Source organism: Clostridioides sp. LIBA-6822 (genome assembly GCF_056688955.1).
In genome coordinates, this window is sequence record NZ_CP196995.1 from 4,004,353 (window position 1) to 4,028,742 (window position 24,390).

General features: G+C 29.3%; 27 protein-coding genes. 5 read left to right on the forward strand and 22 right to left on the reverse strand.

Annotated features, from left to right (window positions below; all coding sequences use genetic code 11):
* Window positions 1–4 precede the first annotated feature (4 nt).
* From ACTG48_RS18995 to ACTG48_RS19040, 10 genes are all read right to left on the reverse strand, one after another.
* Complete coding sequence (locus tag ACTG48_RS18995; RefSeq protein WP_479917703.1) at window positions 5–256, reverse strand: hypothetical protein; 252 nt, start codon at window positions 254–256, stop codon at window positions 5–7.
* Window positions 257–328: 72 nt separating this feature from the next.
* Window positions 329–1,120: a hypothetical protein gene (locus ACTG48_RS19000; protein WP_479917704.1), complete on the reverse strand. Its 792-nt coding sequence runs from the start codon at window positions 1,118–1,120 to the stop codon at window positions 329–331.
* Window positions 1,121–1,134: 14 nt separating this feature from the next.
* The gene (gene bet / locus ACTG48_RS19005) at window positions 1,135–2,037 is read right to left on the reverse strand and encodes a phage recombination protein Bet (protein ID WP_479917705.1); all 903 of its coding nucleotides are present in this window, start codon (window positions 2,035–2,037) and stop codon (window positions 1,135–1,137) included.
* Window positions 2,030–2,305, reverse strand: coding sequence for a hypothetical protein (locus ACTG48_RS19010; protein ID WP_479917706.1), 276 nt, complete (start codon window positions 2,303–2,305; stop codon window positions 2,030–2,032). The genes bet and ACTG48_RS19010 overlap by 8 nt, the downstream gene beginning before the upstream one ends.
* A gap of 80 nt (window positions 2,306–2,385) precedes the next feature.
* Entirely contained in the window at window positions 2,386–2,628 is a 243-nt protein-coding gene (locus ACTG48_RS19015; protein ID WP_223195645.1) for a hypothetical protein, read from the reverse strand.
* 98 nt (window positions 2,629–2,726) lie between these two features.
* Complete coding sequence (locus ACTG48_RS19020) at window positions 2,727–2,951, reverse strand: hypothetical protein (protein ID WP_223195644.1); 225 nt, start codon at window positions 2,949–2,951, stop codon at window positions 2,727–2,729.
* 136 nt (window positions 2,952–3,087) lie between these two features.
* Window positions 3,088–3,444, reverse strand: coding sequence for a MerR family transcriptional regulator (locus ACTG48_RS19025; protein ID WP_054271832.1), 357 nt, complete (start codon window positions 3,442–3,444; stop codon window positions 3,088–3,090).
* A gap of 49 nt (window positions 3,445–3,493) precedes the next feature.
* Window positions 3,494–4,312: a phage antirepressor KilAC domain-containing protein gene (locus tag ACTG48_RS19030; RefSeq protein WP_479917707.1), complete on the reverse strand. Its 819-nt coding sequence runs from the start codon at window positions 4,310–4,312 to the stop codon at window positions 3,494–3,496.
* Between the two features lie 15 nt (window positions 4,313–4,327).
* On the reverse strand, window positions 4,328–4,771 hold the full coding sequence (locus tag ACTG48_RS19035) for a helix-turn-helix domain-containing protein (RefSeq protein WP_479917708.1): 444 nt from the start codon (window positions 4,769–4,771) through the stop codon (window positions 4,328–4,330).
* 146 nt (window positions 4,772–4,917) lie between these two features.
* Window positions 4,918–5,166: a helix-turn-helix transcriptional regulator gene (locus ACTG48_RS19040; protein ID WP_479917709.1), complete on the reverse strand. Its 249-nt coding sequence runs from the start codon at window positions 5,164–5,166 to the stop codon at window positions 4,918–4,920.
* A 137-nt stretch (window positions 5,167–5,303) separates the two neighbouring features.
* Between ACTG48_RS19040 and ACTG48_RS19045 the strand changes: the two genes are divergently transcribed.
* On the forward strand, window positions 5,304–5,666 hold the full coding sequence (locus ACTG48_RS19045; RefSeq protein WP_479917710.1) for a helix-turn-helix domain-containing protein: 363 nt from the start codon (window positions 5,304–5,306) through the stop codon (window positions 5,664–5,666).
* A gap of 189 nt (window positions 5,667–5,855) precedes the next feature.
* On the opposite strand, the gene ACTG48_RS19050 is transcribed toward ACTG48_RS19045, so the two are convergent.
* On the reverse strand, window positions 5,856–5,978 hold the full coding sequence (locus ACTG48_RS19050; protein ID WP_479917711.1) for a hypothetical protein: 123 nt from the start codon (window positions 5,976–5,978) through the stop codon (window positions 5,856–5,858).
* A 266-nt stretch (window positions 5,979–6,244) separates the two neighbouring features.
* Here ACTG48_RS19050 and ACTG48_RS19055 point away from each other — a divergent pair, with 266 nt between their 5' ends.
* The 3 genes from ACTG48_RS19055 to ACTG48_RS19065 all read left to right on the forward strand — a co-directional run bounded on the left by ACTG48_RS19055 (window position 6,245) and on the right by ACTG48_RS19065 (window position 8,012).
* The gene (locus ACTG48_RS19055) at window positions 6,245–6,466 is read left to right on the forward strand and encodes a helix-turn-helix domain-containing protein (RefSeq protein WP_227845434.1); all 222 of its coding nucleotides are present in this window, start codon (window positions 6,245–6,247) and stop codon (window positions 6,464–6,466) included.
* Between the two features lie 49 nt (window positions 6,467–6,515).
* Window positions 6,516–6,731, forward strand: coding sequence for a hypothetical protein (locus tag ACTG48_RS19060; RefSeq protein WP_479917712.1), 216 nt, complete (start codon window positions 6,516–6,518; stop codon window positions 6,729–6,731).
* Between the two features lie 150 nt (window positions 6,732–6,881).
* Entirely contained in the window at window positions 6,882–8,012 is a 1,131-nt protein-coding gene (locus ACTG48_RS19065) for a tyrosine-type recombinase/integrase (RefSeq protein ID WP_479917713.1), read from the forward strand.
* 82 nt (window positions 8,013–8,094) lie between these two features.
* On the opposite strand, the gene rlmD is transcribed toward ACTG48_RS19065, so the two are convergent.
* The 11 genes from rlmD to ACTG48_RS19120 all read right to left on the reverse strand — a co-directional run bounded on the left by rlmD (window position 8,095) and on the right by ACTG48_RS19120 (window position 22,472).
* Window positions 8,095–9,453, reverse strand: a complete 1,359-nt coding sequence (gene rlmD, locus ACTG48_RS19070; RefSeq protein WP_479917714.1) for a 23S rRNA (uracil(1939)-C(5))-methyltransferase RlmD — start codon at window positions 9,451–9,453, stop codon at window positions 8,095–8,097.
* Between the two features lie 174 nt (window positions 9,454–9,627).
* Window positions 9,628–11,388: a pyruvate kinase gene (gene pyk, locus ACTG48_RS19075; RefSeq protein ID WP_479917715.1), complete on the reverse strand. Its 1,761-nt coding sequence runs from the start codon at window positions 11,386–11,388 to the stop codon at window positions 9,628–9,630.
* Between the two features lie 51 nt (window positions 11,389–11,439).
* Complete coding sequence (gene pfkA, locus ACTG48_RS19080; protein ID WP_021386333.1) at window positions 11,440–12,399, reverse strand: 6-phosphofructokinase; 960 nt, start codon at window positions 12,397–12,399, stop codon at window positions 11,440–11,442.
* A 208-nt stretch (window positions 12,400–12,607) separates the two neighbouring features.
* Entirely contained in the window at window positions 12,608–16,177 is a 3,570-nt protein-coding gene (locus ACTG48_RS19085; protein ID WP_479917716.1) for a DNA polymerase III subunit alpha, read from the reverse strand.
* 153 nt (window positions 16,178–16,330) lie between these two features.
* Window positions 16,331–17,281, reverse strand: a complete 951-nt coding sequence (gene whiA, locus ACTG48_RS19090; RefSeq protein ID WP_021386323.1) for a DNA-binding protein WhiA — start codon at window positions 17,279–17,281, stop codon at window positions 16,331–16,333.
* Window positions 17,282–17,297: 16 nt separating this feature from the next.
* Window positions 17,298–17,723 (reverse strand): NUDIX hydrolase, encoded by a 426-nt coding sequence (locus ACTG48_RS19095; protein ID WP_003416968.1) that lies wholly within the window; start codon window positions 17,721–17,723, stop codon window positions 17,298–17,300.
* Between the two features lie 68 nt (window positions 17,724–17,791).
* A complete protein-coding gene (locus tag ACTG48_RS19100; protein WP_479917717.1) occupies window positions 17,792–18,898 on the reverse strand; it encodes a gluconeogenesis factor YvcK family protein in 1,107 nt (368 codons plus the stop codon).
* 11 nt (window positions 18,899–18,909) lie between these two features.
* Window positions 18,910–19,767, reverse strand: coding sequence for an RNase adapter RapZ (rapZ, locus tag ACTG48_RS19105; protein WP_021386320.1), 858 nt, complete (start codon window positions 19,765–19,767; stop codon window positions 18,910–18,912).
* A gap of 27 nt (window positions 19,768–19,794) precedes the next feature.
* The gene (locus ACTG48_RS19110) at window positions 19,795–20,511 is read right to left on the reverse strand and encodes a PHP domain-containing protein (RefSeq protein ID WP_021386308.1); all 717 of its coding nucleotides are present in this window, start codon (window positions 20,509–20,511) and stop codon (window positions 19,795–19,797) included.
* Between the two features lie 3 nt (window positions 20,512–20,514).
* Entirely contained in the window at window positions 20,515–21,429 is a 915-nt protein-coding gene (gene murB / locus ACTG48_RS19115; RefSeq protein WP_479917718.1) for a UDP-N-acetylmuramate dehydrogenase, read from the reverse strand.
* Window positions 21,430–21,701: 272 nt separating this feature from the next.
* Window positions 21,702–22,472: a formate/nitrite transporter family protein gene (locus ACTG48_RS19120; protein WP_021386327.1), complete on the reverse strand. Its 771-nt coding sequence runs from the start codon at window positions 22,470–22,472 to the stop codon at window positions 21,702–21,704.
* Between the two features lie 317 nt (window positions 22,473–22,789).
* Between ACTG48_RS19120 and cls the strand changes: the two genes are divergently transcribed.
* Window positions 22,790–24,271 (forward strand): cardiolipin synthase, encoded by a 1,482-nt coding sequence (gene cls / locus ACTG48_RS19125; RefSeq protein WP_479917719.1) that lies wholly within the window; start codon window positions 22,790–22,792, stop codon window positions 24,269–24,271.
* Window positions 24,272–24,390: the final 119 nt, after the last annotated feature.

Genomic DNA, 24,390 nt, shown 5'->3' on the forward strand with positions numbered 1-24,390 from the left:
CCCCTTATTCAGCTGGCATTTCAAATACTTTCTCTTGATTGTGTCTAACTCTGCAAGAATCTATATAATCCATTCTTACTCCATTTTCTATAAACTCTTGTATCTCATTTAACACTTGTATAGCTCTTTCCTTACTTTCATATTCAGCTATTTTTCTATTTTCATTTTCAAGTATTGCATACATTCGATTAAAACCTATTTCAACCCTATCAGTTCTCATTAAACCTAATTTATCTTGACTTCTAATTATTATCATTTCTATTCCTCCAATATTTTTATTTAACTTCTAGGAAGTAATATTGTATAATTACTCCCTAGATTAGTTAGCTCAACTGAACTTCTCCTTCTGACTTTTTTTAATAATCTCATCTAATTCATCAGATGTGTATTTAGTAAATGTCTCATTAAAATTATGAAACTTAGTCTTTTTTGTCTCTGAAATGCTTTTACTTTTATCTTTTCTAAAGTTATCATCATTGCTATAGACTGTTTTCAGATATTTAAAACTTTTACCATCACATTCTTTATATATTTCTATAGCTACTAAAAGCCTTTCTATATCCCAATCTTTAATTATATTACACATATTTTTACTTATTGTTAATTGTGTCATTTCTTCAATTATTTTCTTCTTTTCCTCCACCTCACTGGTTTGGTTACAAGGTATAGTAGAAGGATATAGTGGATGGGTTTTTCGTTCCGGATTTTTATCCGTTTGGGTCGGATTTTTATCCGAGTGGTTCGGATTTATATCCGAGCAGTCGGATTTATTTCCGACCTGTTGATAACTATCACTAATCAACTCTATGTACCTATATCCTAATTTATAGTAACTCCATGTACCACCTTGCTTTAATGTAGCATGTTCTAATATACCTATTTTATCTAGCTTTTTGAGTACTCTATAAATAGTGTCATGCTTCTCTGTATAAAGAATTGGTAGCTCTTTAATAACCCCAGAATAATCAACCCAATAATATTCAATTCCATTAATAAGTTTTCTTGCCATCCTGCCACTACCTAGAAAATCTACAAACCATCTCAATATAAGTAAATCCTTTGTATTTAATCCTAATTCTACTGCCTTTTTCTGACTGAATCCTAATATTGTATATTTCAAGGTGCTTCACCTACTTAATCAAAATTCATAGTATCTTCCATACTCATTTGACTATCTTTGTTTTCAATTTCTTCTTTTATCTCTACTTCATCCTCTTTTACTTCCTCAAACTTAGCATCTATAAAATCATCTTTTGGTTCATATTCACTTAGTAATTCAATTAATTCATCTACTTCCTCAAACTTTAATTCTTTTAAATCAAATCCATTACTCTCACAAAATTCTTCTAACTTTGATGTATCTTTTTTATTCTCATAATCATATAAACCTTTCGTTGATGCTAATTTAAGTATTCCTTGTTTTTGCGATGGGCTTGCCTTACCTATTTCAATAGGCTTTTGAGGTAATTTATCGGGTACAATCTTTATTTCTGCGCTATCATATAATCCTTGCAAATCTTCTGGAAATGCTTCTCTTAAAGCTGTAACAATTGCACATTTTCTTATCATTACACAAGGCATTTGCTTCCAAGTAGCTTGGCTCTTTGAATACTCTTCTAAAGACACTACAGACTTTATAGGGAACTTCATACCTCTTACTGATACTTCACACCATCCACCGATTAATTCCTCTTGAGGTAGTTTTAAACTGCCCTCTCTTTCAAATACTTCTCCATTTTTATTTACAGTTACTATCCCAGCTTTCATACCTTCAAAGTTAGGATTTTTATTTGCTCTTTTTACAAATACATCTTTACCAACTACTATGTTTGCCGGTGAATTACCAAACTTTATTAAATATGCTTCTTTTATAAAAGGATTTAGTTTCTGAGCCTTACATAATTCTATAAACATTAGAACTTCTTGGTCTGTTACATTTCCACTACCACTTACTAGATAATTCTTTACTGTTGTATAATCAAGTATTTGTCCTGACTCTAAAGTACATGTCGCTAATTCTAAAGCCTTATTATTCATTTTCCAACCCCTCCATATCTTTTATATTTCTTCTTAAAACTGACATAAAGCCATTTACATAATCTCCATATTCATTTTTCTTTTCATTATCTTTTAAATGCTCTTTAAACTGTTCTAAAGTCCACTCTTTTTTATGTTTTTCTATACAAGATTTTAAGGCTGATATTTCTCCAAACCTTTCATCCAAATCAATTTCATCAACTATAGTAAACTGTGAAAAAAATAATCTATCTTCTAAATCATTAATTATCTCATTTCTAGTTTTCATTTCTTCCCCCTTGTGCTATAATATAGCTATAATTTATTTGTATCTATTTTTGATTAGAGCCAGTCGTAATGGCTCTTTTCTTATATCTGTACCTCTATAGGTCTATCTCTTTCAAGTTCTTCTTGTGTTATCATAAACTCCCTAAATTCAGTTGATGCTTCTAGCTCTATATCATGTTCCAACCCTTGTAATATATTTTCACTTGCAAACTTAACAGCTTCCCACCACATTAAACTACTATTGTTTTTTGTGCCTTGCAATTTACTTATTTCTTTTTTAGCCTGTTTAATTTGACCTATTGCTATTAATCTAGCTGCTTCCATCTAAATACACCCCTTCACTTAATCTCTATTTTGAAATAATCCTGCTAAACATATTGCAAATAAACCTACCATTATTAAAACTGCCATTTTATTTCCTCCTAGGATAAAACTTTAATCTTATAATAGTTATCTTGAATATCTTCTATTGTTAATGCTTGATACTCCATACAACCCCTCTCTTTATCAAGATAAGCTAAGTTTAATTCATTTTCAGTTGCTACAACTATAATGCAATCTCTTTCGCCTTCATATAATGAATTTATTCTTATTGTTTTACCTACTTCAAGATTTTCTAAATTAAAAGTAATTTTTAAAACTTCCATAATTAATCCCCCTCTCTTAAATTTCAGGTCCTCTTTGTTTACATTCTTCCATATAAGCTACACACTCTGCATAAAACTTTGGTGTAGGGACTTTTTTATGTTTTTTACAGAATCTTAGAAACCATCTTAGAGTCATTTAAATCACCTCCATTCTACTCTTGGCTTCTTCTATTACCTCGCTTAAATCTTTTCCTTTGCTTCGTTCTATAAAATCATCCAAATCATAACTCGCTATTTTTGTAGCTCTTTTATTTCGTATCACTGGAATTAGACCTAAATCAATTAAATCTTTCAATGTTTCCTTACCTATATTTAATCTTTTTCTAACTTTTTCTTTTGGTATTAATTCGTTTGGATACCCTCTTTGCATTAATATAACTATTTTTTCTCTATCTGTTTTTTTCTCTATTTCTTGTTTTGCATTTTTTACTTCTTGTAGTATTATTGTTTTTATACTTTCATTAAAAAGTTCTCCAATATTTAAATTTTCCATATTAAACCACCACCATTTTAAGAATATTCTGTATTTAATTTTCAAAGTTTTAACTTAGCATTGATAATTGTTGATTACTTTTTTCTGTATCTGGTAATATGTTATTTACTCTTAACAAGTCATATAAAAACAATCTTCCCTTTTGAGTCCATTTAGTTGTCATCTTTGAACCAATTGTCCCATTACTTCTAATTATCTCTATTGTGTCTGAATGAGTGTAACTCTTACCTTGATGCTCTTTATATAAAAGCCATTGCTCGCTTTGCTTGTATTGCACTTTTAATTCATGAAGTAATTTATTCATTTCTGCACCACTCATGCCATAATCTTTTGCAATTTGTGTTATTGTAACTAGACTATCGCTTTTTAATATTTTATCTGTATAATCAGCCTTAGGTTTGAGTTCACTTATAACTTGGTCTTTCATTTTACTTTCTAATTGTAATTGCTCTTTTTCCTCAACTTCTACTAATAACTGTTGCAATGCTTCTTTATATGTAGCTGGTAATTTAGGTTGTTCTTTTTCTTTTACTCTAAAGTAGTTATTAACTAATTCTCTTTGTACTGTCCATGCTAAATCATCTGTTAGAGATTTTACTAACATTAGATAACCACTTTCAGTTATTAGAATCCCATTTGGAGCAAATTTACTAAAACCATATAACTCTAAGCTTGGTACGATTTTCGTACTGACCTCAAAATAATCAACATTTTCTATAAAATATTTTTTATTCTCGGTGAAATTTCTTTTTGCTGTTCCTTCTGCTCTTTCATGAATTAAATCAATTTCTTTAAATGTTATAACTCTTTCACCTTTAAACTCTTTAATTTGCAATTCCTTATCATTTATTAGAACTAAGTTGTTCATACAATTTTCTCCTTCCTATATTGTCTTCTTTGAAAGTTTCAGAATTAAAATTGATTTAAAAATGTCTTCTAATTCTTGCATTACTTCATTCCAAACTTCTTCTTCATCTTCATCAATCACATCATCTTCAACTATGTCTATGAAATCATCTTCCTTTTTTAGATAATCTTTAATTTCTTTATGTAATTTTAGAGTTATACTTGAAAGACTTTTCATTTCCAGCTTTGGCAAAAACATTACTCCTGCTTCTGTAGTTCTTCTAACATGTTCATATCCTAATAAGTTGTTGTTGTAAATAGAAACCATTTTGGCTACTACTGTATTTGGTGGTATCCTTTTATCATTCTCATATGCTCTTAAACTCTCTACTGATATATCTAGTAGCTCTGATACTTTTTCTTGTGTTAGATTGGTATTTTCTCTTGCATTTTGATAAATATTTTGGTATTCGTATGACATTCAGTTTTCCTCCATTTAGTATTATAATTAGTCTATAACTAAAAATACTTAATTATTGTGACATTCAGTTACTCTTATTTATAAAGTATAATAATTTCAAATAAATTTAGATATTGTATTCGTTAATTATGCTTTCATCCTTAGTTTCATATCGCAACATTTTTCCCGAAAAAGATTTCATCTGGGAAAGCATCTTCTAGTGAAACATTTAATGCTTGTGAGATATTTATTGCCACTGTTATGCTTGGATTTCTTCTGCCAGATTCAATCAAAGAATAGGAAGACCTACTTATTTTTGCGTTTTCAGCTACATTTTTTTGTGTTATTCCAAGTTTGTGTCTTAATTCATATAATTTGTATCTTTTTATATTATTCATTTTTCCACCTCGTTTCATTTTGTAACATCTTATGTTTATATTATAATGTTACAATATGTAACTGTCAAGATATTTTTTAAATTTTAGTTACACATTGTTACTAAAATTGAAATGTTACATTTTGTAGAGTATAATAAATTTAAAGGAGGTGCATTATGCTAGGAGAAAAAATTAAAAGTCTTAGATTGGAAAAAAATATGACTCAAGAAGAATTTGCTGAAAGTTTATGTATTTCCAGACCAGCCTTATCTTTATATGAATCAAATAAAAGAAAGCCTGATTTTGAAGTTTTAAAAAAAATTGCTGAATACTTTAATGTTTCTATAGATTTTTTACTTGATAATAACATAAAGGACAAAACTAATTATACCAATAAAAACAACTCAAGTTCAAAAATAGGTTCAAATGAAACAGATGAGGAAGTAGAAGCGTTAGTTGATATGATATACGAATTAGATAAAGATGATAGGGCAACCGTTACAAAAATACTTGATGCTCTAATTAATAAGCATAAATAAAGATATTTTTATTTATGCTTATTAATTTTATAATGCTCAAACATAATAAATTAATAAACAATATTATACTTTCTATTTTTTTAAAGGTATATAATATCGTTTATATAAATTAGTTTCTAAATGTCACTTAAATCATTCTTAATGTACGCACCTTATTACCTTTATTATAATTAATAAAAATATGTATGCTTATTTCTCTTTTAATTCTATATAGAAATATATTACTAGTTTCATAAAACTTTCATAATCATATTTATATTCTTCCTTTAATTTTTTTATAATAGCAACTAGTCTTTCTCTATCATTTTGCATATTATCACCCCTTTTGCCTCACACAAGAACTTACGTTCGCTGAAATAGTTAGAATCTACCCTTTTTTAAACTTCATTGCAAATTGAATAAAACTAAAACTGTATTTTGAAATTACTCTTCTTATATTTACTTTATCTAGATAAAGTTATTTCTTAACTACATTCTAGCACAAATTTCCAACAAAAAGTGTGCGAATATTGCACATTTATTACAAGAAATTACACAAACTAACATATATAAAATAATCTAAAAGGCAGGTTAAATATATGTTAAAAGAATTACGAAAAAAGAAGAAATTAACACAAACAGAGTTAGCAAAAAGAGTTGGTTGTCATAGAAGTCAAATTTCTAGGTTGGAAAACAATGAGGATAAAGATTTAACTATCCCTATTCTTATAGAATTAGAAATAGCTTTAGGATTAGAAGAGAAATATTTAGTAAATTATTTTTCTGATGAATATATAAAAAAAAGAAAATTATATAAATAATTCGAATGCTTCTATCAAATACTATTTTTAATATATAATATTATTTGAGGTGAATAAATTGAATTTAAATTTTAATAAAAAGAAAAAACTTGAATTAAACGAAGAAGAATTTGAATTGATTGAAAATTGGTTAGGTAATAGCTATGCAGGAGATATAACCATACCTGATATTGTTGACTTTTCTTTAGAAACAGACATAGAGTATGTAAAAATAGTTAATTATTTAGCTGAGAAAGTAATGGCAACTCAAAATAAAAAACATTAAATATCTATATCTCTAAAAACTGTTGATTATGAGGATGAATGTCTTTTATCAATAGTCTTTTTTTTATTTACTCTTAATTTTATTTATTTTGTTTAAACTTATATATGCTATTATATAATTACATAAAAATCTTTTGAGAGGAGAAATTTTATGAAAGGTGGAGTAAGAAAACGTGGTGAAAAATGGTATTACTACTTTGATTTAGGAACTATTAATGGAAAAAGAAAAAAGATAGAAAGAGTTGGTGGCAAAACTAAAAAAGAAGCTGAAAAAGCTTTAAGAGATGCAATAAATGAATTTGATAATGCTGGTGTTGTTTTTGATGAAAGTAACATAAGTTTATTAGACTACTTAGACTTTTGGTATAAAGAATATGTAATGCTAAATTGTAAATATAATACACAACAATATTATAAACAAACAATTGAAAATCATATAAAACCTGCACTTGGTGTTTACAAATTAAAAACAATAACTCCAACAATTTTGCAAAAATTTATAAATACTAAATATAGAGATGGGTTTAGTAAAAACTCAATTAATAATTTTTATACTGTACTAAGTACTTCTTTAAAATCTGCTGTATATCCCTATAAATATATAAAAGAAAACCCTATGCAGTATGTTAAGATGCCAAAAATGAAACAAATAAAAGAAAAGGAAACTTTAAAAATAATAAGCATAGAGGACTACAATAAAATATTAAATAGATTTCCTAAGGAGTCTAATTTTTATATACCTTTACAAATCGGATTTTATACTGGTATGAGGATTGGAGAAGTTACAGCACTAAGATGGGATGATATAGACTTAGAAAATAAAACTATAAATGTTCGACATACTCTGATAGATAAAGGGAAGGGGCAATTTGAACTTGGTACTCCAAAAACTGCAAGTTCTCAAAGGGTTATACATATTGGTGATAAACTAGTTAAGATACTAAAGGAACGCAAAAAATTTAACAAGGAAATGAAATTAAAATTAGGAGAATGGTATATTGATTCAAACTGGGTGTGTACTAAAGATAATGGGGAACATATAACAGCCAATAGTATAAAATATTTAAGTAGAGTTATAAATTATGAACTTGAAATAGATTTTAATTTCCATAGTTTAAGACATACACATGCTACAATGTTATTAGAAAATGGTGCTAATATAAAAGATATACAAAAACGACTTGGGCACAATAGAATATCAACTACAATGGACACTTATTCACATGTAACTGATAAAATGAAAAATGAGACCGTAGAGATTTTTGATAATATTGTAGACTAAATTTGCCACCGAAAACGCCTTACGGTGGCAAATCGGTGGCAAATACAATATATTACCAATATATTAATCTATATAAACGTTGCTATTGCTTGATTACCTTAGCTACAGTTTCCACATGTGTAGAATGAGGGAACATATCTACAGGCTGAGCCTCGACACATTTAAATCCGTGCATATTTAGATAATCTAAATCTCTCGCTAAAGTAGATGGATTACAAGAAACATAAACTATCCTCTCAGGATTCATTGAAACAATAGTCTCTAGAACCTTTTCGTCACATCCCTTTCTAGGTGGGTCTACAACTACAACATTCGCAGTTTTACCCTGACTGTACATCTTAGGTACAACCTCTTCTGCCTTACCAACATAGAATTCTGCATTATGTATGTTGTTTAATCTAGCATTTATCTTAGCATCCTTTATAGCGTCTTCTATAATTTCTATTCCATAAACTTTTTTAGCCTTTTGTGCCAAAAATAAAGATATTGTACCTATACCACAGTAGATATCAAAAACAGTATCAGTATCCTTTAGACTTGCATACTCAAGAGCTTTATCATATAATACTTTAGTTTGGACAGGATTTACTTGGAAAAATGATAATGGTGAAATCTCAAACACTAAGTCACCTATATAATCATTTATTTTACCATCACCATAAATAACTATATTTTCTCTTCCTAAAATAGTATTCGTATCTTTTTGATTTACATTTACAACCAAAGTTTTAAAACCAGGTATATTTTCTTTAAGTACAGAAGCTAATTCTTTAAGATATGGAAGTTTATTTCCATTAGCTACTAATACAACCATCACTTCTTTAGTTGTAAAACCTATTTTTGTTACTAAGTGTCTAATTAATCCTGTATGAGTCTTTTCATCATATATACTTACCTTATAGGCTCTTATATATGTTTTTATTATCTTAACAATTTTATCATTTATCTCATGTTGTATTACGCATTTTTCTGTTGATATTACATCATGAGTCTTCTTTTTGTAAAAGCCAATAATTGGAACACCATCATTCTTTTGTATTGGAAATTGTGCTTTATTTCTATATCTATATGGATTCTCCATTCCTATAGTGTTATGAACTTCTACGTCATCTAACTTACCTATTCTAGCAAGTACTTGTTTCACTTCATTCGTTTTCATTTCAAGTTGCTTATTATAATCTAAATCTTGTATCTGACATCCTCCACAATCCCTAAGATTGTCATTACACATTCTTTTTACTCTAAACGGAGACTTCTCTATTATTTCAACAATATCTCCTACAGCATAATTTTTCTTTACTTTATTAATCCTAACTTTTACCTTATCTTGTATTAATCCGCCCTCTACAAAAACTGTAATACCATTGTACTTTCCTACTCCTACTCCGCCTTGTCCAATGTCTACTATATCTACAATATACACCTCGTTTTTCGAAAGCATAAATCACCCTCCAATCAATCTATTATATTTTAATCTTTACAAACTTTTTTCTTTAAATTTATATTAAAATATTGCTATTAACTAAACTATATTTTTTACTAAGCTACAATATTTTATTTTACCAAAAAAAAAGGAGCTTATAAAGCCCCTTGACAAATAAATTTATTATTTTTCCTATAAAACTCTAGTTGAACCTCTATATACCACACCTCTTGATGCATCCACAGTTACAACTTCTCCATTTTCTACTAGATTTGTTATATCTGTTGCAGACACAATAACTGGTATATCTAAATTTATACCTACAATAGCTGTATGTGATGTCATTCCACCATTCTCCGTTACTACAGCTCCTGCTTTCTCTATATAATTGTTCATTTCAGCATCAGTAGTCGTAGAAACAAGTATATCTCCTTCATTGAAATCTACACAAGTCTCTCCATTCTTTATTACACGAACTTTACCTTCCACTGTTTGAGTACCTACACCTATACCTTGAACAATTTCTTCACTTATTACATGAACTTTTATTAAGTTAGTAGTTCCGCTCACCCCTACTGGTACTCCAGCAGTTATAACTACTAATTCTCCATTATCTATATAATCTGCTTGTCTAGCTGCCTCTATTGCTTTTTCTATAACTTCATCTGTATTTCCTGCAACAGAAGATTTAACTGGATAAACTCCCCATGTAAGAGCTAGTTTATTCATAGTCTTTTCATTATTTGTAGTAGCTATTATTGGAGATTTTGGTCTAAACTTAGATACCATTCTAGCAGTATATCCCGAAGAAGTAGACGTTATTATAGCTGATGCATTTAAATCTACTGCTGTTGTACAAGTTGCATGACTTATTGCATCTGTTACAGTAACATTATTAGTTCCATTTTCCTTTAGTAATCTATCATAATCTAAAGTTTCTTCTGTTCTTTTTGCTATTGTAGCCATCATTTTTACTGCTTCTACAGGATATTTTCCAGCAGCAGTTTCTCCAGATAACATTATCGCATCTGTTCCATCATATATAGCATTAGCAACGTCTGTAACTTCTGCTCTTGTTGGTCTTGGATTTCTTATCATAGAATCAAGCATTTGAGTAGCAGTTACAACTGGTTTTGCTAATTCATTACATTTTTTTATCATCATTTTTTGAACTATTGGCATCTCTTCAGTAGGTATCTCAACACCTAAGTCACCTCTAGCCACCATTATACCATCAGAAACTTTTAATATTTCATCTAGGTTCTCTACACCTTCTTGGTTTTCTATCTTAGATATTATTTGTATATCAGTTGCATTATTATTTTCTAGTATTTCTCTTATCGCTAGTACATCAGATGCCTTTCTTACAAAAGAAGCTGCTATATAATCTATACCTTGACTTATTCCAAACTCTATATCACTTATATCTTTAGGAGTTATTGCTGGTAAATTTATCTTAACACCAGGCACATTTACTCCCTTGTGATTTTTAACTATCCCTGAATTTTCAACAATACAAACTATATCTTCTACATTTATTTCTTTTACTCTTAAGCCAACTAGACCATCATCTATTAATATAGAATCTCCTGCTTTAACGTCTTCAGCAAGACCTTTATAGCTTACTGTACACATTTCTTTAGTTCCCATAACATCTTTCATAGTTATAGTGAACTTTTGCCCTTCTTCTAAAAATACCTCTGGGTCTTCAAAATTACCTGTTCTAATTTCTGGACCTTTAGTGTCTAATAATATAGCAACTGGCTTATTTAATTTCTCTCTAACTTTTTTTGCCATATCTATTCTTTCCTTATGTTCTTCATGTGAACCATGAGAAAAGTTAAATCTACACACATTTAGACCATTTTGCATAAGTTGAGTTAAAACTTCTTCGCTTTGTGATGCTGGACCTAGTGTACAAACAATTTTTGTCTTCTTTACATTATTTAACATATTTGCTCCTCCTGAGATATTATTCCACAGATTTATTTTTAATACTAAAACTTATATAGATAATATTTTTGCCATCTCATAAGCTTCTTTGTCAAACACTTTCTTTTGAGCTAAAGCCTCACTTATTTCTAAATCAATTATCTTATTTTCTTTTATTCCTACGACTCTAGCTGATTTTCCATCTAGTAATAATTCTACTGCTCTTACACCAAGTCTACTTGCTAGTATTCTATCAGATACAGTTGGACTTCCTCCTCTTTGGACATGCCCCAATACGGTTACTCTTAAGTCTGCCCCTGACTCTTTTTTAAGTTCTTTTTCTAAATCGCTAGCACTTCCGACACCTTCTGCCAAAACGATTATACTATGTCTCTTACCTCTTTTTTGAGTAGTCTTTAGTCTTAAAGCAACTTCATCAACTTTAATTTCTACTTCTGGTACTATTATAGTTTCAGCTCCCCCTGCAAGACCTGCATATAGAGCCAAATCTCCACAGTGTCTTCCCATGACTTCTACTATATTAACTCTTTCATGAGAAGATGATGTATCTCTTATCTTACCTATAGCATCTATAATAGTATTCATTGCAGTGTCAAATCCTATAGTATAATCCGTATATGCTAAATCGTTGTCTATAGTTCCTGGTATACCTATAGCTGGAAATCCTAAATCGCTAAGTTTTTGAGCTCCTGTAAATGAACCATCTCCACCAATTACAACTAAACAATCGATTTTATACTTTTTAAGAATTTTTACTGCTTTTAATCTACCTTCTTCTGTTTTAAATTCTTCACATCTAGAAGACTTTAATATAGTTCCCCCTCTGTGTATAATATCTCCAACAGAAGATAAATTCATTTCAGTTAAATCTTCCTCTAGTAATCCCTTATATCCTCTATTGATTCCATATACTTTGCATCCATAATAGATTGCTGATCTTACAACCGCTCTAATCGCAGCATTCATTCCTGGAGCATCTCCTCCACTTGTTAGTAATCCTATAGTTTTCATCTTTTTCCTCCTTGGATTTTATGTCAATTTTTTATTATAATCATTGTTATTATATGTTAATGGACTTTTTTTGTCCCTATATCATTTTTCAATCCCATCAAGACTAAAAAAATTAAATGTCCTTAAATGTCCATTTTGTGATATTATATCACAAAACGGACAATATTTTTCATATTATTATAATATATTTAGATTTTTATCCGAAAAATTAAGCTTTTATTTTTATGTTATCTTTAGGAAGTAACTTTTCTAAGTTATTTATAAATTCATCACATATACAAGTCAATACTCCTGTCATTTTATATGCTTTACGCTTACCATTTATATTTTCATCCATAGGATATAGGTATATACTATCATTGCCTGGATGCTGTTTAGCTATTTCTACAATATTATTAGTTGTATCTGTATCAGACATACTATCTATTTTCAAATACAATTTTTTACCACTTTGTGGTTTAATATCTTGTATATTTTTAGTTCTTCCTGAATTATAGTTTCTAGTTGCAAAATCAGTGCTATCGTTTATATCTTTTATCTCTCTAGCTATAAGTTTTGCATTTTCGCCTTCTTTTATACTTAATGTTCCTTTTACATAGATTATATTGTCTTCATTTAAAATGACATTGTATTTTTGTAATAATTGAGGAAAAACTACTATTTCTATAGCTCCATACAAATCTTCTAATTCAATAAACGCCATAATTTCATTTCTCTTTGTAGTTTTTATAGTTTTATTCACAATCATTCCGCCCATTATGGCATCTGTTTCATTCATTTGTATATATGCTTCTTCATCCTCTTTTAATGAATTTAATTTTCCATTATCTATAGATGTTTTTTCTTGCAACTCTTTTTCAAATTGTGATAAAGGATGTCCACTTACATACATTCCCAGTACTTCTTTTTCAAGATTAAGTCTCTCTCTTTCTTCATATTCTTGTCTTTTAGGTAAACTATATATTTGTTGAAAATCATTATCTTCTTCACTATCTCCAAAAGCATCAAATAGAGAAATTTGACCTTGAACATTTTTCTTTCTATCCATAGATACACTTTCTAATAAACTTTCATAACCAGCCATTAAACTAGCTCTATTTTCACTTATATTATCAAAAGCTCCACATTTTATTAAGCTTTCTATTACTCTCTTATTTGTATCTTTTTGGTCTAACCTCTTAACTAAATCTACTAAATCTACAAATAATCCATTCGATTCTCTTTCGTCAATTATATTGTTTATTATGTTTACACCAACATTTTTTACAGCAGCTAGACCAAATCTTATATTATTACCTTCAACTGAAAACTTTGAAAAACTTTTATTTATATCTGGAGGCAATACATCTATTTCTAATGCTTTACATTCTCTTATATACTCAACTACCTTGTCAGTATTTCCCATGACACTCGTTATCAACGCCGCCATAAATTCAACTGGATAATATGTTTTTAGATAAGCTGTCTCATATGCTAAAACTCCATATGCCGCCGCATGTGATTTATTAAATGCATAACGAGCAAAGTCTATCATATCATCAAATATTTTATTAGCTATTTCCTCTTCTACACCATTTCTAATGCAACCTGCGATTTCTATATTGCCATCTTCATCAAATTTACCATGGATAAAATATTGTCTTTCTTCTTCCATTACATCCATCTTTTTCTTACTCATGGCTCTTCTAACCAAGTCACTTCGACCGTAACTATAACCACCCAAATCTCTAACAACCTGCATAACTTGTTCTTGATATACCAAACAACCATATGTTACTTCCATTATAGGTTTTAATTTTTCATGTAGGTAGGTTACATCTTTTGGATTGCTTTTGTTTTTTATATATGCAGGTATAGAATCCATTGGGCCTGGTCTAAACAGAGATATTCCCGCTACAATATCTTCAAAGTTGTCTGGTCTTAGTTGCTTTATAAAGCTTCTCATACCAGCACTCTCCAATTGGAATACTCCTAATGTGTTTCCAGATGATAACATCTCATATACCTTTGGGTCATCATAATCCATCTTTGAAAAGTCTATTTTTTCTGTATAGTTTTTTATAACTCTATTTTTTTCTATTAAATCAAGAGTGTCTCTTATAACTGTAAGTGTTCTTAATCCAAGAAAGTCCATCTTTAAAAGACCCAGTTCTTCAAGTGTCGTCATAGTAAATTGTGTTGTTATTGCATCTTGATGTTTATATAGAGGCACATACTCATCTACAGGATTTTTTGATATAACTACTCCTGCTGCATGAGTAGAAGCATGTCTTAACATTCCTTCTATCTGTTTAGATATATTTATTATCTCTTTTGTTTCAGGGTCTTGGTCATACAACTCTTTAAGGTTAGGATTTGTATCTAGAGCTTTATCTATTGTCATTCCCAAAGCAAAAGGAATTTCTTTAGCTATCTTGTCAACTTTATTGTATCCTATATCTAACACTCTTCCTACGTCTCTTATTGCTGCTTTTGCACCCATTGTCCCAAAAGTTATTATTTGTGCAACATGGTCATCACCATATTTTCTCTTTACATAATCTATAACTTCTTCTCTTCTCTCATAACAAAAATCTATATCTATATCTGGCATAGATATACGTTCTGGATTTAAAAAACGTTCAAATAAGAGAGAATATTTTATTGGGTCTATATCAGTTATCTTAAGTGTATATGCTACTATTGAACCAGCTGCACTACCTCTACCTGGACCTACTATAATATTATTTTCTTTAGAAAAGTTTATGAAATCCCATACAATTAAGAAGTACTCCATATAACCCATTTTTTCAATTACATCTAATTCATAATTTAATCTCTCCAGTATCTCATCACTGGGATTGTCATATCTCTCTTTTAATCCATTAAAACATAACTCCCTTAAATAAGTTTCTGGTGTATATCCTTCTGGAACATCATACTTCGGAAGATGTATAGTATTAAAATCAAACTCTACATTACACATGTCAGCTATTTTCGTAGTATTATCAATAGCTTCTAATGCATATGGAAATAATTCTTCCATTTCTTCTCTTGATTTCAAATAGAACTCATCACTACCAAATCTCATTCTATTTGGGTCATTTAATGTTTTTCCCATTTGAATACACATAAGGACATCATGTATTTTTGAATCTTCTTTATTTACATAGTGGACATCATTAGTCGCAACTAGTGGAATACCAGTCTCTTTTGATAATTTCACTAATCCAGAATTTACTTCTTTCTGTTCGGGTAAATTATGGTCTTGAATCTCCAAAAAGAAATTTTCTTCTCCAAATATATCCCTGTAATCAATAGCAAATTGTTTTGCCTTTTCATAATTTCTATTCATTAAGGCACGTGCTACATCTCCTGCAAGGCATGCAGAAAGTGCTATAATTCCCTCATTGTGTCTTTTAAGTTCTTCCATATCAACTCTAGGCTTATAATAAAAGCCTTCTACGTATGAAGTCGAAACTATTTTTATTAAATTTTTATAGCCCTCCATATTCTTAGCTAATAGAACTAAATGTCCTTGATATTTATCATAGTTTGGGTCTTTATCTCTAAGTCCACGTGCAGCCGTATAGACCTCACATCCTATAATTGGCTTTATTCCTTCTTCTATAGCTGTTTTGTAGAAATCTATAACACCAAACATACAACCATGGTCAGTGATAGCTATTGAGCTCATGTTTAACTCCTTAGCTCTTTTTATAAGTTTTTTCACCCTCGAAAATCCATCGAGTAAACTATACTCAGTATGTACATGAAGATGAGCAAAATCTTTGTCCATTAAATCACCTCCTGTTTTATAAATTTAATTTTACCACAAATATATGTCTTAAAACAAAAACAGAGACTTTTATCTCAAAATAGGAATTAACTTCAACATATCCCATTATATGTTAGAAATTAATGCTTATTCTGAGATTGTCCCCTCAATTTATTATAATGATTTTTTTCTCAAATCTGTCGCAATTTCCTCTATTTTTCTAAGCCTGTGATTGACACCAGATTTTCCTATCGGTGGCTCTAACATCTCTCCAAGTTCTTTGAGAGTCATATCTTCATACTCAATTCTAATATTAGCTATTTCTTGTAAATTTTCTGGTAAGCTGCTAATTCCTATAGTTTCTTGTATGAACTTAATATTTTCTACTTGTCTTACTGCTGCATTTACTGTTTTAGAAAGGTTAGCTGTCTCACAATTTACTATCCTGTTTACATTATTTCTCATTTCTTTTACTATTTTAGTATTTTGGAGACTTAAAAGAGCGTGGTGTCCTCCTATAATACTCAACAAATCTGATATTTGTTCACTCTCTTTAATATAAACAACATGATTATTTTTTCTAGCCACAATTTTACTATTAAAACCTAAAGAGTTTATAAGCTCTTTTAAGGAATCTGCAAACTCCTCGTTGTTAGTCACAAATTCCATATGATAGTTCTTTTCTGGGTCACTTATAGAACCTCCACCAAGAAAAGCACCTCTTATGAAAGCTCTTTTACATCCTTCGTGTTTAATTAAGCTATCTGGAATTTTGTTTATAGTAAAAAATCCTTCTTTATCTTCAAGTATACCTAATTTTTTTAATAACTTTTCTGAACCCATTTCACTTGTTACCATCAATACATAACTGTTATTTCTCTTTAACATTTGATTCTTATTTACAGAGATTGTAGTATTAATATTAAAATTCTTTTTTAATAACTTGAATACTTTACGGGCTATTGAATTTAATTCTGTTGTTATCTTTAGATTTAGTTTTTTATATCCAACAATTTGTATACTTCCCCCTGATTTGACTAGAGCTGACAATTCAGCTATATTACAACATTCATTTCCAGATACAATTCTCGCTAGTTCATTTTTGGTTTCAGTTGAAAAAGACATCTCTATCACCCATTAACTAATTTTTCTTTAACCTTTTTTTTATTTCTTGTAAGGCAACCTTTATTATCTCCTTTTCATCATCATATCTAGCTAGATCTACAACTCTATCTAGATGGATAAATTTAGCATCAATAAAGCCTTCCTCTTTTTGTGGAATAGTATCCATATTCTTTGCTTGCATCAAATACCAAAAAACTGTTTTATGAACTGCTCTATTTTCATCCCAGTTTTCTTTGAATGTATAATGTATTTCACCTAAATATTTCAATATATCTGCCTTTACTCCAGTTTCTTCACTTACTTCACGTAATGCTGCCTCTTGGTTATTTTCCCCTTCTTCTACTTTTCCTTTGGGTAGCACCCAATCTCCATTGAACTTCCTTAGTAAAAGAATTGTATTGCCAAACAGGACTACACCACCAGCACTAACCTCTTCTCTCATCGATGTTCACTCCTTAAAACTAACATAATGATAAGGATTTCTACACAATTTTTTAAAATCCTTTTTTACTAACTTTTGTTGTAATTATGATTTAGGGCTAACTCAATAACTATGTTAGATATATACTTTGCATCATGTCTTATATAATTATTTTTTATTTCAATTAAATTCTTTTCTACGGTTTTTATACCTATCTCTTTTAATTTATCTTTTTGTTTTTTATCAAGCAAAACTTGTTCTGCTCCATCCTGTCTATAAAGGTCAAGCATTTCCTCTGGCAATATTTCATTGTTTGCTATTACATAATCTATTAAACTCTCATCAGTATGCTTCACTATAGCATTAACATGTTCTAATACGTTGTAACCATCTGTCTCACCTGGCTGGGTCATTATATTTGATATATATACTTTTGGAGCTACAGACGATTTAATGGCATCTACAATCCCATCTACAAGTAGATTTGGTATGATACTTGTATATAGGCTTCCAGGACCCATAATTATAATATCAGCATCATAAATAGAAGCAATAACATCCTTTAATGGTTTGACATCTTTTGGATTTAAAAAAATTTTGTCAATAGAGCTTTTTTGACTTTTCGATTCTTCTGGTATGCTAGATTCTCCATTTATTATGTTGCCATTCTCCAATTTTGCAACTAAGTTTACATCTTCTAAGGTTACTGGCAAAACTCTTCCTGTTATAGCAAAAATCTCACTTAATTTATACACAGCCTTTTCAAAGTTGCCATACAATCCATTCATAGCAGCCAAAAATAAATTTCCAAAACTCTGACCTTTCAAAAGTCCTTCTGTAAATCTATATTGCATGACTTCATTCATTGTTGGTTCTATATTTGCAAGTGCTAATAGACAGTTTCTTATATCTCCTGGTGGTAGCATCCCTAGGTCTTCTCTCAATACACCTGAACCTCCACCATCATCAGCAACAGTAACAATTGCAGTGATATTCTGTGTGGAATGTTTAAGACCTCTTAAAAATACTGACTGACCAGTACCTCCACCTATCACTACTACATTTGGGTCTCTATTTTCAACAATAGACCTTTGAAATAATTTTACTTTTTCATTTTTTGCTTTTTTATATATAAATAACGATACAATTAATGCAATCCAACCTAAAATTCCTACAATAATAAGTAATTTAGCCATGTTTGCCTCCACTATCGTAACATAGAGTCTCTATGTTTCTTTACAACCCTATATCCTTTATTAGATAAATCCTCCGCTATAAGATTTGTTATAGTAACTGACCTATGTCTTCCACCTGTACATCCAACACCAATTACTAAATGTTGTTTTCCTTCCTCTATATATTGAGGCACTAAAAAATGAATCATATCTAAAAGTTTTATATAAAATTCTTCACTGATTTTAGAATTCATAACATAGTCTCTAACTTCTTTATCATCACCAGTTTTAGATCTCAATTCTTCAACATAATATGGATTTGGAAGAAATCTTACATCGAATACTAAATCTGCATCAGCAAGTATACCATGTTTAAACCCAAAAGATACTACAGATATAGTTAAATTTGGATTATCTTCACCAGAAGAATATATTTTCTTTATTTCTTCTTTAAGATCTTTTGGCTTCATATTAGTTGTATCAATTATACATGTAGATAATTCCTTTAAAGGCTCCATTATTTTTCTTTCCATTTTTATACCTTCTGGAATCTGCATATCTTTTGCCAACGGATGATTTCTTCTTGTCATTTTATATCTCTTTAACAGTACATCATCATCACAATCCAAATATACCATCTCATATTCATAATTTTCTTTTTCCAAGTAGTTTAAGCTTTCATGAAGAGCTTCAAAAAATTTTCTTCCTCTTATATCTATCCCTAGAGCAACTTTATCAATACTTGAATTTGGTTGATAACATAATTCTGCAAATTTAGTTATTAAAGCAGGAGGTAGATTATCTACACAATAAAATCCCATATCCTCTAAAGCTCTCATTGTCTCACTTTTTCCAGATCCTGAAAGACCTGTAACTATAACAAATTTCATTGCTAACTCCTCCCTTTTATCTTACGTTTATTCTATTATAATGTTTTCTACTAATGATACATCTAGATTAGAATTAAATACAGTCTTTATCGCTAGTTCAAAGTCACCAACTCGTTCTGGACAATGTGCGTCTGAACCTATCACAAATTTATTTTTTAACTCTTTTATCTTGTTTAATTGATTAACATTCAAAAAAGAATGACTACTATTTATTTCAAGTCTAGTATCTGTTTTTTTTGCTCTCTTTGCTACTTCTTCTATATACACATCGCCTTTATCTCCAGGATGAGTAATTATAAAAATATCATTATTACTCATCGCATTTATTACAGCTTTTGTATTATATTCTTTTGCTTTTTCAGTTTTGAATATATAATTATTACAATGATTTAATAGACTTTTGAATGAGGTTGGAGTAGAGCCAAAATGATAACCAGCCATAATATAGTCAAATTCTTTGATAAATTTATCATCCATATCTATATTCCCTTTGTCATCTAATATGTTACACTCCATACCTAAGAGTATATTTATATCACTATATTTATCATTTAAATAATTTACTTCTTCTCTCATTTTAAGAATATCTTTTTTCTTTACACCATATGCAATATGTTTATAACTATGGTCTGATATTCCTATTGTTTTTATTCCCTTAGAAATGGCCACCTTTACATTGTCTTCAATAGTCCCTTTTCCATGACTATATAATGTATGTGTATGATAATCAGCCAGTATTTTCATCTGTTAATCCTCTCCAAGTATTTTGACTTCTTCTTCCAACATAACCCCAAACTTGGCATATACAGCACTTTTTATAACATATATTAAATCTAAGATATCTTTAGCATTTGCTTCTCCTTGATTAACTACAAATCCACAATGCTTCTCAGACACTTGTGCTCCTCTTAAAGTAAGACCTCTTAATCCAGTTTCCTCTATTAATTTACCTGCAAAATATCCTGTTGGTCTTTTAAATGTACTTCCTGCACTAGCAAAATTTAATGGTTGTTTAGTTGTTCTTCTTGTTGCTAAATCGTCCATTAAACTTTTTATTTCATCATAATTTCCTTTTTGTAATTCTAATTCTGCTGATAAGGCTATATAGCCATTTTTTGATATTATACTTCCTCTATACCCAAATTCCATCTGTTCATTTGATAGTTCAAATATATTTCCTTCCATATCCATTAATCTTACTGATTTTACTATATCTTTCATTTCGCCACCATATGCCCCAGCATTCATGGCTAATGCTCCTCCCAATGTTCCAGGTATCCCTGATGCAAATTCAAATCCTTTTAATTCTTGTTTTTGAAGAGCTTTACCTAAAACTGATAACAAAACTCCTGACTGAGCAATCATTCTAGTATCATTTATTTCATAAGAATTGAAATTATCGGCTAATTCTATTACAATACCTCTTATTCCACCATCTTTAATTAAAATATTTGAGCCATTTCCAATTATTAAATATGGAATGGATTCCTTTTTTACCAACTGAAGTACATTTTTTAATTGTTCTTCTGTTCTAGGTCTAACCAATATATCTGCTGGTCCTCCTACTCTAAATGAAATATGCTTTTTCATAGGTTCATCAACTTTTATATCATCTTTACTTAATATATTTAATAAATTTTCGTATATATCTTGATTATTCATTGTATTTCCTCCCAAATTATACTGAACTTTAGCTGTCATTCTTATTTAAATTACATTAATATATAGTATTAACTATATTCAATAATATATGATTTTGCTTATCATATGGATTTTATATTTTAAGTTTCTTAATTACAAACTATATTCAATAAATATATAATAAATTAAAAAAAAAAAAATAACAACATATAAAAGAATATAAATAATTTAAAAAAAGCATCAATATCACTGATATCAATGCTTTAAAAGGCAATTTAATTCGTATTATTTATCTAACTATTTTTAACATAGCAAAGATAATAAATTCCTCCAACTATTATGGAACCTCCAACAATATTTCCAAGTGTTACAAATACCAAATTAGTTATGAATTGGACTATAGTTATATTTGCTCCTAATGCCATTCCCATTGGTATAAAAAACATGTTTGCAACGCTATGTTGGAATCCACATAACACAAATAGCATTATTACTGTCCAGCATGAAGTTAACTTTGATACTACATCTTGAGATGCTGTAGCCATCCATACAGCTAAAACTACTAGAATATTGCAAAGTATTGCTTTTAAAAACATTGAAACTATAGTTGAATTAACTTTAGCTTCTGCTACAGCTATAGCTTTTGTAGCTGCATCCCCTGTCAATGTAGAAGAATAAAATACAAGTGCGACTAATAAAATTGAACCTACTAAATTTGCAAAATAAACCAGTCCCCAGTTTCTTAACATTTTTCCTAATGTTATTTTTTTGTCCATAAGTGGAATAAGCATTAAAGTATTTCCAGTGAATAACTCTGCTCCTGCTACCACTACAAGCATAAGACCTACTGGAAAGACCATAGCACTTAAAAAACTAGCTACTCCTGGGTCTATTTTACCGAAAGTCTGACTAACTATAATACTCCCCAATGCCCCTAAACCTATAAATGCGCCTCCAAATAAACCTAATAAAATTGCATTTTGTGTTGAAATATTCGCTTTTTTAATGCCAGCACTTATAGTTGCTTGTGCTGTTTCCCCAGGTGTCAAGAATCCTTTACTCATAAATCCTTCCCCCTTAAAAATTATACTTTTCCTTGTCTTTTTATGGCAATAATTATATAATAACAATATGATATATAATAAATTTTATTAACATAAAAAATATACTATATGCTTATATATACTTGTCTCATATAATTATACTATTTATTATATACCAACTTTGTTAATTTCGAAATAATTTATATCGAATTTGAAAAATTTACCTCTCGATTATTTATTTTACTTTTTTATTGTTGAGGTATTATATATAATAGATATATGTTTGTGTTATTATATATAATTACTTATTTTAATAAATATTTGAAGGAGGAAATTTTATGTTTGATATATCATTTTTCGAAATGTCGATATATGAAATAGCAGTTACTACAATATATATAATTAATTTCATGGTTATACTGAACCTTATCTTTAGAGAAAAAAGAAACATAAATACAACTCTAACATGGCTTCTTATATTGGTATTAATTCCTGCACTTGGATTCATACTTTATATAGCTTTTGGTAGAAATATTTCAAAAAACAATATGTTTAGATTGAAAGAAAAGGACGATAAGATAATCAAAAGTAATATACTAGATACTCAAGTTAAACTCCAGTCTACTTCTGAAATTGATTCAGATATACATCAACATAAGGATATGATTTATGCATTAGCTAATTCAAATAATGCTCATTATACCAATAATAACGATGTGTGGATTTATGCTGAGTCTAGTCAATTTTTTAACAGTCTTCTTGATGAACTTAAAAAAGCTAAAAAATATATAAATATACAATTTTACATTTTCAAAGATGACAAAATCGGAACTGAAATAATCGACATTCTAGTAGCTAAAGCTAAAGAAGGTGTTGAAGTAAGACTTTTATTTGACGCCGTGGGTGGTAGAACACTAAAGAATAGTACACTTTCTAGACTTAAAGAAAGTGGTGTTAAAGTTGGAAGCTTCTTCCCATCATTCTTAAAAATTGTAAACTTTAACTTAAACTATAGAAATCACCGAAAAATTGTTGTTATTGATGGTAAAGTAGGATTTGTAGGTGGATATAATGTTGGTGATGAATATTTAGGTAGAAATCCAAAATTTGGTCTATGGAGAGATACACATACTAAGCTTACTGGTGATTGTGTAATTGACCTGAATATGAGATTTATCCTTGATTGGAGATACACAACTAAAGAAGATTTAGACTTAGAAAAGTACTTTATAGAAGAAGAAGCACACTCTAATCATCCTTCTGAAAATATTGGGATTCAGATAGTGTCAAGTGGTCCAGATATATCAGAGCTTGACGAAATTAAATATGGTTACCTTAAAATGATTCAGAAAGCTAGAAAGTATATATATATACAGAGTCCTTATTTAATACTTGACTCAACGTTTATAGATACTTTAAAAATAGCTTGTTTATCTGGTGTTGATGTAAGAATTATGATTCCTTCTAAACCTGACCATCCTTTTGTATACTGGGCATCATATTCATATGCTGGGGAACTTTTAAACTTTGGAGCTAAAATTTATACTTATGGGCAAAATGCATTTTTACATGCTAAAACGATAGTTATAGATGACTCTATCTGCTCTATAGGAACAGCTAATATGGACATAAGAAGCTTTGAACTTAATTTTGAAGTAAATGCATTTATGTACTCTTCAAAAAAAGCATTGGAACAAAGAATTATATTTGAAAATGATATTTTAGATTCAAAAGAGATAACATTAGATATATATAATTCTAGGTCTACTTATATAAAAATCAAGGAATCAATTTCTAGACTATTATCAGCAGTTTTATAAATCTTTTATTTTATAAAAATTTTACATTTCAGTTTATTTTTTAAAGTTTTTTATATATATTATTTTTTTTTTATTGAATTTAGTCCATTTTTTTTATTTTTTTTAACTATTCTGAATTA

Excerpts from the sequence above, each read along its gene's own strand:
- ACTG48_RS18995 (WP_479917703.1), bottom strand. The coding sequence starts at position 256 with ATGATAATAATTAGAAGTCAAGATAAATTAGGTTTAATGAGAACTGAT.
- bet (WP_479917705.1), bottom strand. The coding sequence starts at position 2,037 with ATGAATAATAAGGCTTTAGAATTAGCGACATGTACTTTAGAGTCAGGA.
- ACTG48_RS19010 (WP_479917706.1), bottom strand. The coding sequence starts at position 2,305 with ATGAAAACTAGAAATGAGATAATTAATGATTTAGAAGATAGATTATTT.
- ACTG48_RS19015 (WP_223195645.1), bottom strand. The coding sequence starts at position 2,628 with ATGGAAGCAGCTAGATTAATAGCAATAGGTCAAATTAAACAGGCTAAA.
- ACTG48_RS19020 (WP_223195644.1), bottom strand. The coding sequence starts at position 2,951 with ATGGAAGTTTTAAAAATTACTTTTAATTTAGAAAATCTTGAAGTAGGT.
- ACTG48_RS19025 (WP_054271832.1), bottom strand. The coding sequence starts at position 3,444 with ATGGAAAATTTAAATATTGGAGAACTTTTTAATGAAAGTATAAAAACA.
- ACTG48_RS19030 (WP_479917707.1), bottom strand. The coding sequence starts at position 4,312 with ATGAACAACTTAGTTCTAATAAATGATAAGGAATTGCAAATTAAAGAG.
- ACTG48_RS19035 (WP_479917708.1), bottom strand. The coding sequence starts at position 4,771 with ATGTCATACGAATACCAAAATATTTATCAAAATGCAAGAGAAAATACC.
- ACTG48_RS19040 (WP_479917709.1), bottom strand. The coding sequence starts at position 5,166 with ATGAAACGAGGTGGAAAAATGAATAATATAAAAAGATACAAATTATAT.
- ACTG48_RS19045 (WP_479917710.1), top strand. The coding sequence starts at position 5,304 with ATGCTAGGAGAAAAAATTAAAAGTCTTAGATTGGAAAAAAATATGACT.
- ACTG48_RS19050 (WP_479917711.1), bottom strand. The coding sequence starts at position 5,978 with ATGCAAAATGATAGAGAAAGACTAGTTGCTATTATAAAAAAATTAAAG.
- ACTG48_RS19055 (WP_227845434.1), top strand. The coding sequence starts at position 6,245 with ATGTTAAAAGAATTACGAAAAAAGAAGAAATTAACACAAACAGAGTTA.
- ACTG48_RS19065 (WP_479917713.1), top strand. The coding sequence starts at position 6,882 with ATGAAAGGTGGAGTAAGAAAACGTGGTGAAAAATGGTATTACTACTTT.
- rlmD (WP_479917714.1), bottom strand. The coding sequence starts at position 9,453 with ATGCTTTCGAAAAACGAGGTGTATATTGTAGATATAGTAGACATTGGA.
- pyk (WP_479917715.1), bottom strand. The coding sequence starts at position 11,388 with ATGTTAAATAATGTAAAGAAGACAAAAATTGTTTGTACACTAGGTCCA.
- pfkA (WP_021386333.1), bottom strand. The coding sequence starts at position 12,399 with ATGAAAACTATAGGATTACTAACAAGTGGAGGAGATGCTCCAGGAATG.
- ACTG48_RS19085 (WP_479917716.1), bottom strand. The coding sequence starts at position 16,177 with ATGGACAAAGATTTTGCTCATCTTCATGTACATACTGAGTATAGTTTA.
- whiA (WP_021386323.1), bottom strand. The coding sequence starts at position 17,281 with ATGTCTTTTTCAACTGAAACCAAAAATGAACTAGCGAGAATTGTATCT.
- ACTG48_RS19095 (WP_003416968.1), bottom strand. The coding sequence starts at position 17,723 with ATGAGAGAAGAGGTTAGTGCTGGTGGTGTAGTCCTGTTTGGCAATACA.
- ACTG48_RS19100 (WP_479917717.1), bottom strand. The coding sequence starts at position 18,898 with ATGGCTAAATTACTTATTATTGTAGGAATTTTAGGTTGGATTGCATTA.
- rapZ (WP_021386320.1), bottom strand. The coding sequence starts at position 19,767 with ATGAAATTTGTTATAGTTACAGGTCTTTCAGGATCTGGAAAAAGTGAG.
- ACTG48_RS19110 (WP_021386308.1), bottom strand. The coding sequence starts at position 20,511 with ATGAAAATACTGGCTGATTATCATACACATACATTATATAGTCATGGA.
- murB (WP_479917718.1), bottom strand. The coding sequence starts at position 21,429 with ATGAATAATCAAGATATATACGAAAATTTATTAAATATATTAAGTAAA.
- ACTG48_RS19120 (WP_021386327.1), bottom strand. The coding sequence starts at position 22,472 with ATGAGTAAAGGATTCTTGACACCTGGGGAAACAGCACAAGCAACTATA.
- cls (WP_479917719.1), top strand. The coding sequence starts at position 22,790 with ATGTTTGATATATCATTTTTCGAAATGTCGATATATGAAATAGCAGTT.